The 16,031-nt window shown below is 73.1% G+C and carries 12 protein-coding genes; 3 read left to right on the top strand and 9 right to left on the bottom strand.

The annotated features are described in order from the left end of the window. Positions 1-2 precede the first annotated feature (2 nt). The 4 genes from octT to nadD all read right to left on the bottom strand — a co-directional run bounded on the left by octT (position 3) and on the right by nadD (position 2,403). Positions 3-737, bottom strand: a complete 735-nt coding sequence (octT, locus tag ABZ193_RS27910) for a diglucosylglycerate octanoyltransferase (protein ID WP_354712064.1) — start codon at positions 735-737, stop codon at positions 3-5. A gap of 1 nt (position 738) precedes the next feature. Further along, on the bottom strand, positions 739-1,350 hold the full coding sequence (locus ABZ193_RS27905) for a histidine phosphatase family protein (RefSeq protein ID WP_354712063.1): 612 nt from the start codon (positions 1,348-1,350) through the stop codon (positions 739-741). After that, positions 1,347-1,736: a ribosome silencing factor gene (gene rsfS, locus ABZ193_RS27900; RefSeq protein WP_020420803.1), complete on the bottom strand. Its 390-nt coding sequence runs from the start codon at positions 1,734-1,736 to the stop codon at positions 1,347-1,349. Before rsfS ends, ABZ193_RS27905 begins: the two co-directional genes overlap by 4 nt. A gap of 73 nt (positions 1,737-1,809) precedes the next feature. Next, positions 1,810-2,403, bottom strand: a complete 594-nt coding sequence (gene nadD, locus ABZ193_RS27895) for a nicotinate-nucleotide adenylyltransferase (RefSeq protein ID WP_081617688.1) — start codon at positions 2,401-2,403, stop codon at positions 1,810-1,812. 264 nt (positions 2,404-2,667) lie between these two features. Between nadD and ABZ193_RS27890 the strand changes: the two genes are divergently transcribed. Continuing rightward, positions 2,668-4,773 carry a RecQ family ATP-dependent DNA helicase gene (locus ABZ193_RS27890; protein ID WP_354712061.1) on the top strand — a complete coding sequence of 702 codons (2,106 nt, stop codon included), beginning with the start codon at positions 2,668-2,670 and terminating at the stop codon, positions 4,771-4,773. 1,042 nt (positions 4,774-5,815) lie between these two features. Next, positions 5,816-7,105 carry an MFS transporter gene (locus ABZ193_RS27885; protein WP_237337352.1) on the top strand — a complete coding sequence of 430 codons (1,290 nt, stop codon included), beginning with the start codon at positions 5,816-5,818 and terminating at the stop codon, positions 7,103-7,105. On the opposite strand, the gene proB is transcribed toward ABZ193_RS27885, so the two are convergent. The 5 genes from proB to ABZ193_RS27860 all read right to left on the bottom strand — a co-directional run bounded on the left by proB (position 7,102) and on the right by ABZ193_RS27860 (position 14,154). After that, complete coding sequence (gene proB, locus ABZ193_RS27880) at positions 7,102-8,211, bottom strand: glutamate 5-kinase (RefSeq protein WP_237337353.1); 1,110 nt, start codon at positions 8,209-8,211, stop codon at positions 7,102-7,104. The genes ABZ193_RS27885 and proB overlap by 4 nt on opposite strands. Beyond that, on the bottom strand, positions 8,208-9,665 hold the full coding sequence (obgE, locus tag ABZ193_RS27875) for a GTPase ObgE (protein WP_020420799.1): 1,458 nt from the start codon (positions 9,663-9,665) through the stop codon (positions 8,208-8,210). The genes proB and obgE overlap by 4 nt, the downstream gene beginning before the upstream one ends. Before the next feature lie 119 nt (positions 9,666-9,784). Beyond that, complete coding sequence (rpmA, locus tag ABZ193_RS27870) at positions 9,785-10,042, bottom strand: 50S ribosomal protein L27 (protein ID WP_017987731.1); 258 nt, start codon at positions 10,040-10,042, stop codon at positions 9,785-9,787. Positions 10,043-10,057: 15 nt separating this feature from the next. Continuing rightward, complete coding sequence (rplU, locus tag ABZ193_RS27865; protein ID WP_017987730.1) at positions 10,058-10,372, bottom strand: 50S ribosomal protein L21; 315 nt, start codon at positions 10,370-10,372, stop codon at positions 10,058-10,060. A gap of 155 nt (positions 10,373-10,527) precedes the next feature. Then, positions 10,528-14,154 carry an Rne/Rng family ribonuclease gene (locus ABZ193_RS27860; RefSeq protein WP_354712059.1) on the bottom strand — a complete coding sequence of 1,209 codons (3,627 nt, stop codon included), beginning with the start codon at positions 14,152-14,154 and terminating at the stop codon, positions 10,528-10,530. A 524-nt stretch (positions 14,155-14,678) separates the two neighbouring features. Here ABZ193_RS27860 and ABZ193_RS27855 point away from each other — a divergent pair. Continuing rightward, positions 14,679-15,989, top strand: a complete 1,311-nt coding sequence (locus tag ABZ193_RS27855) for a S8 family serine peptidase (RefSeq protein ID WP_354712058.1) — start codon at positions 14,679-14,681, stop codon at positions 15,987-15,989. Positions 15,990-16,031 lie beyond the last annotated feature (42 nt).

Here is a 16,031-nt window from a genome sequence, read left to right as displayed (position 1 = left end):
GCCTACGTGCCGGCAGGCGATTCGCCGGGGGCCAGGAGCGGACCGATCAGCGCGGCCATCGCCTTGCCCACGAGCGCGTGCCCCTCCCAGCCCCAGTGCATGCCGTCCGGGTTGCCGCGACCGCTCAGGACGTGCTCCCCCACGACCTCGGCCAGGTTCAGCAACGGCACGTCCACCCGCCGCGACCAGGCGGCGATGGCGGCCGCCGTCTCCTCCCGGCCGGTGTGCACGTTGCCGTAGGACGACGCGCGGTGGACGCTCGGCAGGACGGCCACGATCGGCAGCTCCGGCCGCAGGATGCGCAGCGCGTAGACCGCCCGGTCGAGGTAGTGCACGGTCAGCTTCGCGGGCAGGACCCGCGGGCGGCCGCGCATCGCGACCGCCAGCCGCGGCTGGGCGGCCAGGTACGCCTTGCGGACGGCGCGGCGGAGCCCGGACGGCCGCAGGTACCGCAGGCCGCCGCGCAGGTAGGTCGGCAACGGCGACGGCAGCGTGTCCATGCTCCCCACGGCCAGCACCACGACGTCGGCGTGCTTCAAATCGGCCCACACCCGGGGGTCGCCGATCATGGCCCACCACGCGTCGCGCGCCGTCCAGCCCGCGGACGCCACGAGCTCCGCGCTGCCGCCGAGAGTCGCGGCGGCGATGTTCGGCCACAGTCGCGGCTCGTCGGCCGCGCAGGGGCTCTCCGGGCCCTGGAAACTCAGCGAGTCCCCGAAGACCAGCAGCCTCGGCATCTCAGCCGAGCATTCCGGCGTTGTAGGCGTGCAGCCGCCAGCGGCCGTCGCGCAGGCCCAGCTCGACCCAGTGGCAGTTGCCGATCCCGCCGAGCTGCGGCCACGCCTCGACCGGCAGGTCCAGCAACTTGCCGGTGAGGGCCGTGATCAGGCCGCCGTGCGCGGCCAGCAGCACGGTCTCACCCGGGTCGTCGCCGGCCAGCAGGTCGCTGACGACCTCGGAGGCGCGCTCGGCGACCTCGACGCGGGACTCGCCACCCGGGGGCGCCCAGGTGGCGTCCACGCGCCAAATGGCGCGGTCGCCGGGCCAGCCCTCGTCGACCTCGGCGCCGGTCAGCCCCTGCCACTCGCCGAGGTGGGTCTCCCGCAGGCGCTTGTCGATGCGCAGCGGCACCCCGATCGCCTCGGTGAGCACGGTCGCGGTGTCCATCGCCCGGTGCAGGTCGGACGAGATGACCAGGTCGGGCTCGAAGCGGGCGAGCGCGGGCGCGGCGAAGCGGGCCTGGTTCCAGCCCACCTCGGTGAGCGCCGAGTCCAGGTGGCCCTGCATGCGGCCGGCGGCGTTGTAGTCGGTCTCCCCGTGACGCCACAGCACGAGGCGCCGGAAACTCACGAGGCGTCCCCGGCGTCGACGGCCTCGGCGAGCCCGTCGACCTCGATGCGGGGGCAGTCCTTCCACAGCCGCTCGATGCCGTAGAACGAGCGCTCCTCGTCGTGCTGGACGTGCACCACGACGTCGACGAAGTCGAGCAGGACCCAGCGGCCCTCGCGCGCACCCTCGCGGCGGACCGGCTTGTGCCCGGCCTCCCGCAGCTTCTCCTCGACGTTGTCCACGATGGCCCCCACCTGGCGCTCGTTGGGCGCCGAGGCGATGACGAACACGTCGGTGATGACGAGCTGCTCGGAGACGTCCAGCACCACCACGTCGGTGGCCTTCTTGTCCGCGGCGGCGTGCGCCGCCACGGTCGCGATGTCACGTGCCTGGGACGTCGCTGCCACTCCTGTGCTCCCTCATCCTGAGACCGTCGGTCCACCGAGGGTACCTGCCGCCGTCCACGGCCCCGGCGGCGTGTCAGGCAGGCTTGCGGTACAGCCCGCGCTTGTCGATGTACCGGACGACGCCGTCGGGCACCAGGTACCAGATCGGTTCGCCGTGCTCGACGCGTTCGCGGCAGCCGGTCGAGGAGATGGCCATCGCGGTCACCTCGACCAGGCTCACCTTGCCGCTGGGCAGGTGGTGGTCGTTGAGCTTGTACCCGGGCCTGGTGACGCCGATGAAGTGCGCGAGGGTGAACAGCTCGTCGGCGTTGTGCCAGGTCAGGATCTGTTCCAGCGCGTCGGCGCCGGTGATGAAGAAGAGCTCGTCCTCGGGGTACTCGGCCTTGAGGTCACGCAGGGTGTCGACGGTGTAGGTCTCGCCGCCGCGGTCGATGTCCACCCGGCTCACCGAGAAGACCGGGTTGGAGGCGGTGGCGATGACGGTCATGAGGTAGCGGTCCTCGGCCCTGGTGACCTGCCTGCCGGACTTCTGCCACGGCTGGCCGGTCGGCACGAAGATCACTTCGTCGAGGTCGAACCGGGACTGCACCTCACTGGCCGCGACGAGGTGGCCGTGGTGGACGGGGTCGAACGTGCCGCCCATGACCCCGATTCGGCGTGGTGACATGAACGGATCGTAGAAGCGCGAGTGCGCGGGTACTGCCCCGCTCCCCGGTAACAGCACCCGCGCACTTCGCTCCGCCGGGGGTTCGAGGGGAACCTCCGGAGGCGCCGGCGAACCCGCAAGTGAACCCCGACAGCTAGGAGACTCGGCCGTTCGGGTGTCCTGATGCGGACATTCGCTGTGTCTTGCGTCACATTACTCGACGACTGGTCCACTCGTGCGGTACTCGGCTCGGTTTCGTCGCAGCCTTCGGGTAGACGTTGACCCGTGGACCTTCACCTCCTGCGCGAACGCGCCGAAACGCTGCTCCGGGCACTGGCCGGAGAGGGCGCGACCCTGCGCGACGACCAGTGGACAGCCATCGAGGCACTGGTCGCCCACCACCGGCGCGCCCTCGTCGTGCAGCGCACCGGCTGGGGCAAGTCGGCCGTGTACTTCCTGGCCACCGCGCTGCTACGCGAGCGAGGAGCGGGTCCGACGGTCATCATCTCGCCGCTGCTGGCGTTGATGCGCAACCAGATCGCGGCGGCCGGGCGGGCAGGCATCCACGCGGCGACGATGAACTCGGCCAACCAGCAGGAGTGGGACGACGTGCAGGCGCGCATCGCCGCCGGCGAGATCGACGTGCTGCTGGTGAGTCCGGAGCGGCTGAACAACCCCGACTTCCGCGACACGGTGCTGCCCAAGCTGACCACCACGGCCGGCCTGCTGGTCGTCGACGAGGCCCACTGCATCTCCGACTGGGGTCACGACTTCCGGCCGGACTACCGCCGCCTGCGCACGCTGCTCGCGGGGCTGCCTGAGGACGTGCCCGTGCTGGCGACCACGGCCACCGCCAACGACCGGGTGGTCACCGACGTCGCCGAACAGCTCGGGCTCGGCCAGGGCGGGGACACGCTGGTGCTGCGCGGCCCGCTCGACCGGGAGAGCCTGCACCTCTCGGTCGCGAAGCTGCCCACCCCGCAGGCGCGGCTCGCGTGGCTGGCGGACCGGCTCGGCGAGCTGCCGGGGTCCGGGATCATCTACACGCTCACCGTCGCCGCCGCGCACGACATCGCGGAGATGTTGCGGGAGCGCGGGTTTCCGGTCACGGCGTACACGGGCAAGACCGAGCCGGCCGATCGCGAGGCTGCCGAGGACGACCTGCTCGCCAACCGGGTCAAGGCACTCGTGGCGACGTCGGCGCTGGGCATGGGGTTCGACAAGCCCGACCTCGGTTTCGTCGTCCACGTCGGGGCGCCGTCCTCGCCGATCGCCTACTACCAGCAGGTCGGCCGTGCCGGCCGTGGCGTGCGCCGGGCCGAGGTGATCCTCCTGCCGGGCGCGGAGGACGCCGAGATCTGGCGGTACTTCTCGTCTCTCGCGTTCCCGGACGAGCAGCGCGTCAACCAGGTGCTGAACGCGCTCGCCTACGCCGACCGGCCACTGTCGACGGTGGCGCTCGAGCCGATGGTCGAACTGTCCCGGTCGCGGCTGGAGATGGTGCTGAAGGTGCTGGACGTGGACGGCGCGGTGCGGCGCGTCAAGGGCGGCTGGGAGGCGACGGGGCAGGACTGGCACTACGAGCGCGAACGGTACGAGCGTGTCGCCGAAGCGCGGCGGGCGGAACAGCAGGCGATGCTGGAGTACCAGGCCACCCCTTCGTGCCGGATGGAGTTCCTGCGCCGTCAGCTCGACGACCCGTACGCCGAGCCGTGCGGCCGGTGTGACAACTGCACGGGCGAGCATCGGGACGTCACCGTTTCGGCGGAGGCGGTCGAACAGACCGACGAGCGACTCCGGCGGCCCGGGGTCGAGGTGAGCCCGCGTCGCCAGTGGCCGACGGGCATGGCGTCGCTCGACGTGCCGCTCTCCGGGCGGATCGGGAAGGGCGAGCTGGCCGAGCCGGGACGCACACTCGGACGGCTGACGGACGTCGGATGGGGCGGGCCGTTGCGCGAGCTGGTCGGCGAGCGGGCCGCCGACGGCGAGGTGCCGGACCGCATTTTCCAGGCCTGCGTTCAGGTTCTGGCGTCCTGGCGGTGGGAGCAGAGGCCGGTGGCCGTGGTGGCGATGCCCTCCGCGACCCGGCCGCGCCTGGTACACGACCTGGCGAGCCGACTGGCGCAGATCGGACGACTGCGTTTCCTCGGCGCACTGGAGAGCCGGGGCGGGCGTCCACGCCGGGCGAACAGCGCGCAGCGGGTCGCGGACCTGTGGCAAACGCTTGCGGTGCCGGGTGCACTGGCCGCGGAGTTGTCCGGGGTGGACGGCCCAGTGTTGCTTGTGGACGATCTCGTGGACACCGGCTGGAGCATGACGCTGGCCGCCCGGCTCCTACGGCAGGGCGGGGCGCCTGCGGTGCTGCCGTTCGCGCTGGCGAGCACGAACTGAAGGGAGGGGATTGACGGGGGATTCGTGATCGCGGCGCCCAGCCTTCGGGACCGGGGCGGCTTCGCAACCGATTGACCGCCAACGTCTACCGGACAGCGAGCTGAGCACGGCGCATCGCCCAACCGCAGCCTCACAGGCGGTTGCGTTGGCCGGGCCGGGGCCGCACGGTGCACGCCACCGGTGCTGGCTGGCCAGACCAGTTGCCCCGACAACATGCCTCGCCCGGCGGCACGACCGGCCCGGCGGCACGGCCCGTGCGGAGGCACGGCTCGCCGGGGTGCCCGGCTCGCCCCGGTGCGGCTCGCCCGGCGGCACACCGCTCGGCGGCACACCGGCTCGGCGGCACCGCCCGTGCGGAGGGACGGCTCGCCCGGGCGCACGGCTCGCTTGGCGGCTCGGCCCACCGGGCGCCCCCGGCTGGCGAGGCGGTACGGCTCGCTCGGCAGCACTTCGGGCAGGACGGCCCTACAGGGCAAGCGGCAAGACTCGCCCGTCGCACGGTTGGCCCAGTCGCCCTGCGAGCCGGACGGCCTGCCGGCCAAGCGACAAGCTCGCCGCCAGGCCTCGCGGGCCGAGCGGCGTCCGGGGCAAGCGGCGGGGCTCGCCCGGGCCTCGCTGGCCGGACCGCCTGCACGGCACGCGGCAAAGCCCGCCCCGAGGCCTCGCGGGCCAAGCAGCCTGCGGGGCAGACGGCGCAACTCGCGCGCGACGGCCATGGGCCGAACGGCCAGCACGGCAAGCGGCAAAGCCCGCCCCCGGGGCCTCGCGGGCCAAGCAGCCTGCGGGGCAGACGGCGCAACTCGCGCGACGGCCATGGGCCGAGCGGCCAGCACGGCAAGCGGCGGGGCTCGGCCTGGCGGGGGCCGCCGGGGGGCCGCGCGTGGGGCGCGGCGGTGTGGGGTGCGTCGGCCACGTGGGTGTCACTTCGACCCGCCCCGGGGAGAAAAGCACAGGTCAGCACGTTTCCGGCAGAAAAGAATCTTTCGGTCGCGGCCGAGGTGTGGCATTGTCCGACCCCATCGGGTGAACGTGGAGGTGCGCCATGGTCGAGTCGAAGGTGGGCACAGAAGTCCGGCACCGGCTGCCCGTCCGGAAGTTGTTCGCGGCCAGCGTCGGCAACGCGCTGGAGTGGTTCGACTGGACGATCTACGCGACGTTCAGCATCTACTTCGCCACCGCGTTCTTCCCCGCGGGCAACGATCTGCTCGCCCAGATCAACACGTTCGCCACCTACGCGCTCGCCTTCTTCTTCCGGCCCCTCGGCGGCCTGCTGCTCGGCCGGTTCGCCGACGTGCGCGGTCGCAAGCCGGCCATGATTCTCACCATCACGCTCATGGCGGGCGGCTCCATCGTCATCGCGATCCTGCCCACCTTCCAGCAGGTCGGCTGGCTCGCACCGATCCTGCTGCTCCTCGCGCGCATCGCGCAGGGGCTGTCCCTCGGGGGCGAAGTGTCCAACGCCTCCGCCTACCTCGGTGAGATCGCCCCGCCGAAGTGGCGTGGGCGCTACTCGTCCTTCTTCTACATCTCCACCGGCTCCGCGGTGCTGCTCGCGTCCGTGCTCGGGTTCGTCCTCGCCCGCACCATGGACAAGGCCGCCATGAGCTCCTACGGCTGGCGCATCCCGTTCCTGCTCGGCGGTGTCCTCGGCATCGTCGGGCTGTGGCTGCGCCGCAGCCTCTCCGAGACCGAGCAGTTCGAGCAGAACAAGGGCCGCGCGCAACGCGTCCGCCGCCCGCTGCTGACCACCCTGCGCGAACACCCCAAGGCCGTCGGCCAGCTCGTCGGCATCACGATGCTCTCGACGCTGTGCTACTACACGTTCTTCAGCGCCCTCACGCCGTTCGCGGTGAAGACCCGCCACGCCAACGACGTCGACGTCTTCCTCGCGCTGTCCATCGGCACCGCGCTGTTCGTCGCGCTCCAGTACCCCTACGGCGCGCTCTCCGACCGCATCGGGCGCAAACCCCAGCTGTTCGCCTGGTCCGCGGCCACCGCGATCCTCATCGTGCCGCTGTCCACACTGGTCAAACCCGGCCTCGGCAACCTGCTCGTCGTCTTCTGCGTCGGCCTCGGGCTCTACGCCGCCCTGTCCAGCCTCGCGCCCGCGATCATGAGCGAACTGTTCCCCACCGAACTTCGCGGCCTCGGCATCGGCGCCTGGTACAACCTCACCGTCGCCGTGTTCGGCGGCACCGCGCCGCTGGTCATCAGCGCGCTCTCCGCGGCCGGGGCGTCGATCCTGTTCTTCTGGTACGTCGCGGCCGGCGCGGTGATCGCGTTCCTCGTGCTGCTCACCCTCCCCGAAACGAAGGGCACGGAACTGCGTTAACGGCGGAACGGCACCAGATCGTCGGCGTGCACGACCTCCCGGCGCTGCTCCTCCGGCAGCTCGTGGCTGGACCGGCCGATCAGCTCGGGCAACTCCCCCGCGTCGAACGCCACCACACCACGGGCCACCACACGCTGCGCCGGGTCGACCAGCTCCACCACGTCACCCGCCTCGAAATCACCGTCCACACCGGTGATCCCCGCGGCCAGCAACGACCGGCGGCGCCGCACGACCGCGGCCACCGCACCGTCGTCGAGGTGCAGGCGCCCCCGCGTGCCGGCCGCGTACCCGAGCCAGAACCGGCGCGCGGACAGCCGGCTGTCGGCCGCTCGGAAAGCGGTCCCGACCTCGGCCGTGGACAACGCGCGCGAAGCATCCGACGCCGCGGCCAGCAGCACCGGGATCCCCGCCGACGCGGCCGTGCGCGCGGCGGCCAGCTTGGACACCATCCCGCCCGTACCGAGCCCCGAACTGGACATGCCGACGGCGATGCCCTCCAGATCCGCCGGGCCGGTCACCTCGGCGATGCGCCGCGTCGAACCGGACCGCGGATCCCCGTCGTACAGACCGTCCACATCGGACAACAGCACCAGGGCGTCCGCGCCGATCAGGTGCGCCACCAGCGCCGCCAGGCGGTCGTTGTCGCCGAACTTGATCTCCTCGGTGGCCACCGTGTCGTTCTCGTTCACCACCGGCACCGCGCCCAGCGCCAGCAGGCGCGAGAACGTCCGCTGCGCGTTGCGGTAGTGCGCGCGGCGCACCACGTCGTCGGACGTGAGCAGCACCTGGCCCACCGTCAGCGCGTACCGGCCGAACGACTCGGCGTAGGCGTGCGCGAGCTGCAATTGGCCGACACTCGCCGCGGCCTGCTGGGTCGCGAGGTCCCGTGGCCGCTTGCCGAGCGCGAGCGGCGCCAGCCCGGCGCCGATCGCACCCGAGGACACCAGCACGATCTGGCTGCCCTGCGCGATCCGCGCCGCGATGGCGTCGACCAGCGCGTTCAGCCGCGTCACGTCGAGCCCGTCACCAGCGGTGGTCAGCGCCGACGAGCCGACCTTGACGACCAGCCGTTCCGCCGCCGCGACGGCTTTGCGGGCCACGCTCATCGTGCTGTCGAGTCCTCGTCCTCGGGCTGGTCCGGCCCGTCACGGCGGATGCGCCGGGCTTCCTTGCGCTCGGCGGCCGACACGCGGTTGTTCTGCTCCAGCCGCACGTCGGTGCCCCGGCCCGTCATGTGCGCCGCCACGCCCGGCGTGGAGGGCTCCCACTCGAAGGTGATGTTGCCGATCGTCACCGGGCAGCCCGGCTCGGCGCCGCGCTTGGCCAGCGCGTCTTCGACACCCAGCCGGTTGAGCCGGTCCGCGAGGTAACCCACGGCCTCGTCGTTGCCGAAGTCGGTCTGCCGGATCCACCGCTCGGGACGCGCGCCCCGCACGATGAAGCCCCCCGGCTCCTCCGGGTCCTCCTCGATGGTGAAGCCCGAGTCGTCGACCGCCACCGGCCGCAGCACGATCCGCGTCGGCTCCGCCTCCGGCTGCGCCGCCCGGTACTTCTCGACCTCCTTGGCCAACGCGAAGGTCAGTTCACGCAGGCCCTGGCGGGTCACCGTGGAAACCTCGAACACCGGCAGGCCACGCGCCTCGAACTCGCCACGCACCATCTCGGCCAGCTCGGCCGCGTCCGGCACGTCGATCTTGTTGAGCACCACGACCCGCGGGCGGGAGTCCAGCTCGCCGCCCAGCGCCGGGGTGTAGCGGGCCAGCTCGGCCTCGAGGGCGTCTACGTCGGACACCGGGTCACGGCCCGGGTCGTAGGTGGCGCAGTCGACGACGTGCACCAGCACCGCGCAGCGCTCGATGTGGCGCAGGAAGTCCAGGCCGAGCCCCTTGCCCTCGCTCGCGCCGGGGATCAGGCCGGGCACGTCGGCCATCGTGAACACGGTGTCGCCCGCGTTCACCACGCCGAGGTTCGGCACCAGCGTCGTGAACGGGTAGTCGGCGATCTTCGGCTTGGCCGCGGACAGCACCGAGATCAGCGACGACTTGCCGGCCGACGGGAAGCCGAGCAGGCCGGCGTCGGCGACCGAACGCAGCTCCAGGACGAGGCTGCGCTCCTCGCCGGGCTCGCCGAGCAGGGCGAACCCGGGCGCCTTGCGGGCCTTGGACGCCAGCGCCGCGTTGCCGAGGCCGCCGCGCCCGCCCTGGGCGGCGACGAACGTCGTGCCCGGACCGACCAGGTCCGCCAGGACCTCGCCGTCCTCGGACATCACGACGGTGCCGTCGGGCACCTTGAGTTCCAGGGTCTCGCCTGCCGCGCCCGCGCGGTGGCTGCCCTGGCCCTGGCGGCCGTTGGTGGCCTTGGCGTGGGGGTGGAAGTGGAAGTCGAGCAGCGTGTGCACGTTCGGGTCGACGACGAGTCGCACGTCGCCGCCGTTGCCGCCGTTGCCCCCGTCGGGGCCGCCGAGCGGCTTGAACTTCTCGCGGTGGATCGAGGCACAGCCGTGCCCGCCGTCGCCCGCGGCGACGTGGATCACCGCGCGGTCAACGAACCGGGACGCCATCGTGAAGCCTCTTCTCGTTTCTTCGGAGGGATATCAGCCATCTCCAGCAACAAGGGGCGGGACCGGATCTGTTCCGGGCCCGCCCCTCGCTGAAGGTGCTGGGTTGTCTAGCCGGACCCTCAGGCCTCGGCCGGGACGATGTTGACCGTCTTGCGGCCACGCTTCGCGCCGAACTCGACGGTGCCCGCCGCGAGGGCGAACAGCGTGTCGTCGCCGCCACGGCCGACGTTCAGGCCGGGGTGGAACTTGGTGCCGCGCTGGCGGACCAGGATCTCACCGGCGTTCACGAGCTGACCGCCGTAGCGCTTGACGCCGAGGTACTGGGGGTTGGAGTCGCGCCCGTTGCGGGAGCTGGACGCACCCTTCTTGTGTGCCATGGCTCCTGCAGCTCCTTACTTCGTGATTCCGGTGACCTCGACGCGGGTCAGCTTCTGACGGTGACCCTGCCGCTTGTGGTAGCCGGTCTTGTTCTTGAACTTGTGGATGCGGATCTTGGGACCCTTGGTCTGCTCGACGACCTTGCCGGTGACCGAGATCTTCGCGAGTGCTTCGGCATCCGCCGTGACATCGCTGCCGTCGACGTACAGCACGGCGGGGAAAGAGTGCTCGGTGCCCGGCTTGCCCTCGAGCTTCTCGACCTCGACGACGTCGCCGACGGCCACCTTGTACTGCTTGCCGCCGGTCTTGACGATCGCGTACGCCGACACGGAAGTCTCCTGCTAACTCGACAATGGGTGAGGGCTTGCGCCACGTCCCGCTGTGTGCGGTCCGGTGATCGCGCCATAGCCCGTCCGGGGACGGGCCGTCTTACAGGTTACGTGACGCCCCGGTGCCGGTTGACACCGGGGCTCACGTAGGTGGATCAGCTCTGGTCCGACGCGTGCACCGGGGGCCCGGCCGGGCGGGAGGCCGCGCGGCGCGGGCGCCGGCGGGCCGTCCTGGTGGCCGGGGTGGGCACGCTGACCTCGGGCGACGCCTCCTCCTGCCCGGTGGCTTCCGGGCTGGAGGTTTCCAGGGTGGGCGCCGGTCCGCCGGCCACGGGGCCGGCCGGGACGGTGGGGGCCTGCGGCTCGCCGGCGGCCTGGACGGGCTCCGGGGGCGCCGCGGGCCTGCGGGCGACGCGGCGGGTCCGGGCGCGGGAGGGCTTCGCCTGCTCCGCGGCGGGCTCACCGGCCTGAGGCTGCGCCGAGGTGGGCTCACCGGCCTGAGGGTGCGCCGAGGTGGGCTCGGGCGACGCCTGCTGGGCAGATTCGGCCTGGGCCGGCGCAGGCTGGGTCTGGGCCGAGGCAGTCTGCACCGACGCGGACCCGGCCGACGCAGGCTGGGCCGACGTGGGTTGGGCCGACGCAGGCTGGGCCGACGCAGGCTGGGCCGACGCAGGCTGGGCCGACGCAGGCTGGGCCGCGTTCTCGGAGCCAGTCGCGGACCGGTCCGTCCCGGACTGGGCCGCACCTTCCGGTGCGGCCGAAGCCGTGGCCGGAGGCTGCGCCTCCGAGCCGGCCGGCTCGGAGGGCTCGGCCTGCGCCACGGGCTGCCCCACGGCACCGGACTGACCCGTGGCACCGGACTGAGCCGTGGCACCGGACTGAGCCGTGGCAGCGGTCTGAGCCGTGGCAGCGGTCTGGGTCGCACCCGACTGGGCAGCACCCGACTCGTCAGCCGCGCTGGGCTGGGCCGCTGCGTCAGCCTGGTCGGTCGCGCTGGGCTCGGCCTGCGCCTCGGCCGGAGCCGGGGGCTGGGGCGCCGCCTCGGGCTGGACCGTCGCGTTCGGCTGGGTCTGGGCTTCGGGCTGGGCCGTCTCGGCGCGGGCCTTCCCACGGGAGCGGGACCGCCGCTCGGGGCGGTCACTGCCGGCCTTCTCCGCACCGGCCTTCTCCGCGCCGGTGTGCGCCTCGGCGGGGGTCGCCTCGGCCGGGGCCGCGCCGTTCTCCGCCTTCTCGCCGCCCTCGGTCTTCGTCGAGGCGATCTTCGCGGCCTTGGCCATGGCCTCGACGGCCGAGATCGTGCTCTCCCGCTGCACCGGCGACGGCTCGGGTGTCTTCTCCGCCTGCGGCTCCTCGACCTTGGCCCGGCCGCGCGACCGGCGCGAACCGCCGCCGCCACCGCCGTGCTGGTGCCCGCCGCCGTTGCCGCCGTTGCCCGACTTCACCGGCTCGGTCGAGAAGATGACGCCACGGCCCTTGCAGTGCTCGCACGTCGTGGAGAACGCCTCGAGCAGGCCGGTGCCGATCTTCTTGCGGGTCATCTGCACCAGGCCCAGCGAGGTGACCTCGGCGACCTGGTGACGCGTGCGGTCCCGGCCGAGGCACTCGGTCAGCCGCTTGAGCACCAGCTCCCGGTTGGACTCCAGCACCATGTCGATGAAGTCGATCACGATGATGCCGCCGATGTCGCGCAGCCGCAGCTGGCGCACGATCTCCTCGGCCGACTCCAGGTTGTTGCGGGTGACCGTCTCCTCGAGGTTGCCGCCCGAACCGGTGAACTTGCCGGTGTTGACGTCGATCACCGTCATCGCCTCGGTGCGGTCGATGACCAGGTAACCGCCAGAGGGCAGCCACACCTTGCGGTCCAGCGCCTTGGTGAGCTGCTCGTCGATGCGGTGCTCGGCCAGCACGTCTCCGGTGCCGACGTAGCGCTTGAGCCTGGGAGTCAGGTCCGGCGCGACGTGCTCGACGTAGGCGCGGATGGTCTCCCACGCCGTGTCGCCCTGGACCTCGAGCGAGACGAAGTCCTCGGTGAACAGGTCGCGGACCACCTTGACCAGCAGGTCCGGCTCCTCGTAGAGCATCACCGGGGCGGAGGACTTCTTGCCGGAGGTGGCCGCGTCGGCCTTCTCCTTGACGACCTCCCACTGCGCCTTCAGCCGCCGGACGTCGCGCTCCAGCTCCTCCTCGCTGATGCCCTCCGACGCGGTGCGGATGATCACACCGGCGTCCTCGGGGACGATCCGCTTGAGGATGTCCTTCAGCCGCCGCCGCTCGTTCTCCGGCAGCTTGCGCGAGATGCCGGTGGCGCCGCCCGAGGGCATGTAGACCAGGAAGCGGCCCGGCAGCGAGATCTGGGTGGTCAGCCGGGCGCCCTTGTGCCCGACCGGGTCCTTGGTGACCTGCACCAGCACGTTGTCGCCGGTGGACAGGGCCTGCTCGATCTTGCGGGACTTGCCCTCCAGGCCGGCGGCGTCCCAGTCGACCTCGCCGGCGTAGAGCACGGCGTTGCGGCCGCGGCCGATGTCGACGAACGCGGCCTCCATCGAGGGCAGCACGTTCTGCACGCGGCCCAGGTAGACGTTGCCGACGATCGAGCCGCTGCCCTGCGAGGTCACGAAGTGCTCGACCAGGACACCGTCCTCGAGCACGCCGATCTGGGTGTGCTCGCCGCGCTCGGCGACCACCATCGTGCGCTCGACCGACTCGCGCCGGGCCAGGAACTCGGCCTCGGACAGGATCGGCGCGCGGCGGCGGCCCGCCTCGCGGCCGTCCCGGCGACGCTGGCGCTTGGCCTCCAGCCGCGTGGAGCCGCGGACGCTGCGCACCCCGTCCGAGCTGCTGCCGCTCTTCTCCTCGGCCTTCGCCTCGCGGACGTGGACGACGGTGTTCGGCGGGTCGTCGGTGGTGGCGTCGGCGCTGTCGCCGTCCGAGCCCTTGCGGCGGCGACGGCGACGGCGGCGACGGCTCGAGCCTTCGGTCTCGTCGGTGTCCTCGGACGGCTCGCCCTCGTCGGCGGTGTCCTCGTCCTCGGCCTTGGCGGTCTCCTCGGCAGGCGCGGTCTCGTCGGCCTCGGTGGTCTCGGTGGCGTTCTCGTCGCCGCCCTTGCCCCGGCCACGGCCGCGACGGCCCCGGCGGCGGCGACGGCGGCCTGCGCCGTCCTCACCCTCGTCGGAGTCCTCGTCCACCGGCTTGACCTCGGCGGCCTGCTCCGCCTTGGGGGCGGGCTCCTCCTCGACGGCACCGGCCTCCGGCGGCAGGAACACCGGCGACGGGGCCGCGAAGACCGGCATGTGCGGCGGGCGCTGCGGCTGCCGCACCGGCTCGGGCTCGGGCTCGGGCTCGGCCACGGGTTCGGGCGCCGCGGCCGCCGGCGCGGTCTCGGGCTCCGGCGTCGCCTGGGTGGCGGGCTCGGGGGTGGTCTGGGCGGCCGGTGTCTCGACGACCGGCTCGGGCGTGCTCTCCGGGACGGCGTCCGGCGCGGGCGCCGCGTCCTCGGCCGGGGCGACCGCCTCGGGGGCGGCGGCCTCCTCGACGGCCTGCTCGTCGGCCGGGGCGAGCGCCTCGGCGACCTTCACCGCGACCTCCCGCGGCACGCTCGACTGGGCGCTGCGCGCCGTCTCACCCAGTTCGGTGAGCTTCGCCAGCACGACCCGGCTGTTGGAGCCGAGCAGCTTCGCCAGGGCGTGCACCCGGACGCGGGACGGCAACTCGCCCAGCGGGCCGGTTGCGGGTAGGGCGGTGTTCCCGCCGGTGTTCTCGGCGGGTGTGTCCGCGTTCGACATACATCTCCTCCGCCCCCGGGCGCGTCCCAGCCGCTTGGGCTGGCGGACGCGGCCGCACAGGGGCCCTTCCTGTCTGTTCCGCCGGGGTGGTCACCGCCGGCGGGAATCCTGTGCCTCGTCTCGCCCCGACGGTGCCGGGGTCCGGCACCCGCCGATGGCAGGTCCGCTCGGTGACGGGCCGTCCGAGCCGGCGGTTCCCGCCCGCCTGCCGCTCGTCGAGCCACCCAGGTGGTTCCTGGCGGCGACGACCTGGCGCTCTTCCGGCCTGTCTCCGGACCGCAACCACCGGACGGACCGCAGGTCGCGGACGTGTCGGCGGAAGCAGCCAAGCCGAGTATCCCACACGGTGCGTCCGGTGCGGCGTACTCGGTGCCAACAGGCACGTGACCACGGCCGGGCGAACTTGCCGTGTGCGCTTGTCGCCGCCGCGCGGGGTGGCTTAGCGTGCGGCAGGACGCCGACGGCCCCCCGGCCGCTGTTCGCCCTGTTGGAGGTCCCCGTTGCCCGGCTTCGGACGATCACTGGTGGCGGTGGCGTGCGCCGTCCTGGTGGTGGCGCCGGCCCACGTCGCGGCGGCGGAGCCGGAGCAGGCGTGCTCGGACAGCGGGCGCGACGTGCGGTACCTGGTCGTCTTCGACCGCGACACGCCCGAACCGGCGGCCCGCGACCAGGTGGGAGCCGCGTGCGGGCAGCTGACCGGGTATCACCCGCAGATCGGTGTGGGCGTCGCCACCTCCGGTGACCCGGACTTCGCGCCGCGGATGGGCCCCGGCCGCACGTACAGCGCGCAGAACGAGCGGCGGGCGGGGCAGCGGTCGGCGCGGCCCAGCCTGCGGGCGACCACGCCGTCGGAGGTGCCGTCCGCGGACCGCGCCGGCGAGCAGTGGAACCTCGCCGCGGTGGGCGGGCCCGGCACGGGCAGCCCGGAAGTCGTCGTCGGTGTCCTGGACTCGGGCATCGACCCGGAGCACCCCGACCTCGCGGACGCACTGGACCGGGGCGACTCGGCCGGCTGCCTGAGCGGTGTACCCGACCCGGCTGAGCGCGCGTGGCGGGCGACGACGTCGGCGCACGGCACGCACGTCGCCGGGATCATCGCGGCGGCCGACGACGGCCGCGGCACCACCGGGGTCGCGCCGGGCACGCGGGTGGCGTCGGTCAAGGTCATCGACGACCGTGGTCTGGTCACCCCGGAGGCCGTGGTGTGCGGGCTGATGTGGGCGGCCGAGCGCGGGATGGCGGTCACCAACAGCAGCTTCGCGATCAACACGTGGGCCTCGTCGTGCGCCTGGACGCCGGAACGCGAGGTCGTGCGCGAGGCGGTCGGCCGGGCGCTGACCTACTCGGCTTCGCGCGGCACGGTGAACGTGGCCGCGGCGACGAACGACGCCGTCGACCTGACCCCGGCGTCCCGGGCGGGCGGGTGCGACGCGCTGCCCGCCGCGCTGCGGGACGTGGTGGCGGTGTCGGCGGTCGGGCCGGACGAGGTGAAAGCCGGGTACAGCTCGTACGGGCTCGGCGTGGTGGACCTGACCGCGCCGGGCGGCGACCGCGGCACGTGCGTGCTGTCCACCACGCCCGGCGGGTACGGCGAACTGTGCGGCACGTCGATGGCGGCGCCGCACGTGGCCGGCGCGGCGGCGGTGCTCGCGGCCGAGCGGCCCGGTTCGACGGCCCGGCAGCTGCGGCGCGCGCTGGAGGAACGCGCGCGGCCGGTGCCCTGCCCCGCCGACTACGACCTCACCGGCGACGGGCGGCAGGACGCGTTCTGCGCCGGGTACACCGGCTACAACGGCTTCTACGGGCACGGGCTGGTGCGCATCGGCGCCGGCTGACGGTGGGCCGCGCTCCGGGTGGCCAGGACGGCGCCACTGTGA

This window comes from Amycolatopsis sp. NPDC006125, from assembly GCF_040614195.1.
Lineage (GTDB): Bacteria > Actinomycetota > Actinomycetes > Mycobacteriales > Pseudonocardiaceae > Amycolatopsis_E > Amycolatopsis_E tucumanensis.
This window is presented reverse-complemented; position numbering and strand designations above follow the sequence as displayed.

Coding starts and splice junctions, on each gene's coding strand:
- nadD (WP_081617688.1), bottom strand. CDS start 2,403: ATGTCACCACGCCGAATCGGGGTCATGGGCGGCACGTTCGACCCCGTC.
- ABZ193_RS27860 (WP_354712059.1), bottom strand. CDS start 14,154: ATGTCGAACGCGGACACACCCGCCGAGAACACCGGCGGGAACACCGCC.
- proB (WP_237337353.1), bottom strand. CDS start 8,211: ATGAGCGTGGCCCGCAAAGCCGTCGCGGCGGCGGAACGGCTGGTCGTC.
- obgE (WP_020420799.1), bottom strand. CDS start 9,665: ATGGCGTCCCGGTTCGTTGACCGCGCGGTGATCCACGTCGCCGCGGGC.
- ABZ193_RS27885 (WP_237337352.1), top strand. CDS start 5,816: ATGGTCGAGTCGAAGGTGGGCACAGAAGTCCGGCACCGGCTGCCCGTC.
- rpmA (WP_017987731.1), bottom strand. CDS start 10,042: ATGGCACACAAGAAGGGTGCGTCCAGCTCCCGCAACGGGCGCGACTCC.
- octT (WP_354712064.1), bottom strand. CDS start 737: ATGCCGAGGCTGCTGGTCTTCGGGGACTCGCTGAGTTTCCAGGGCCCG.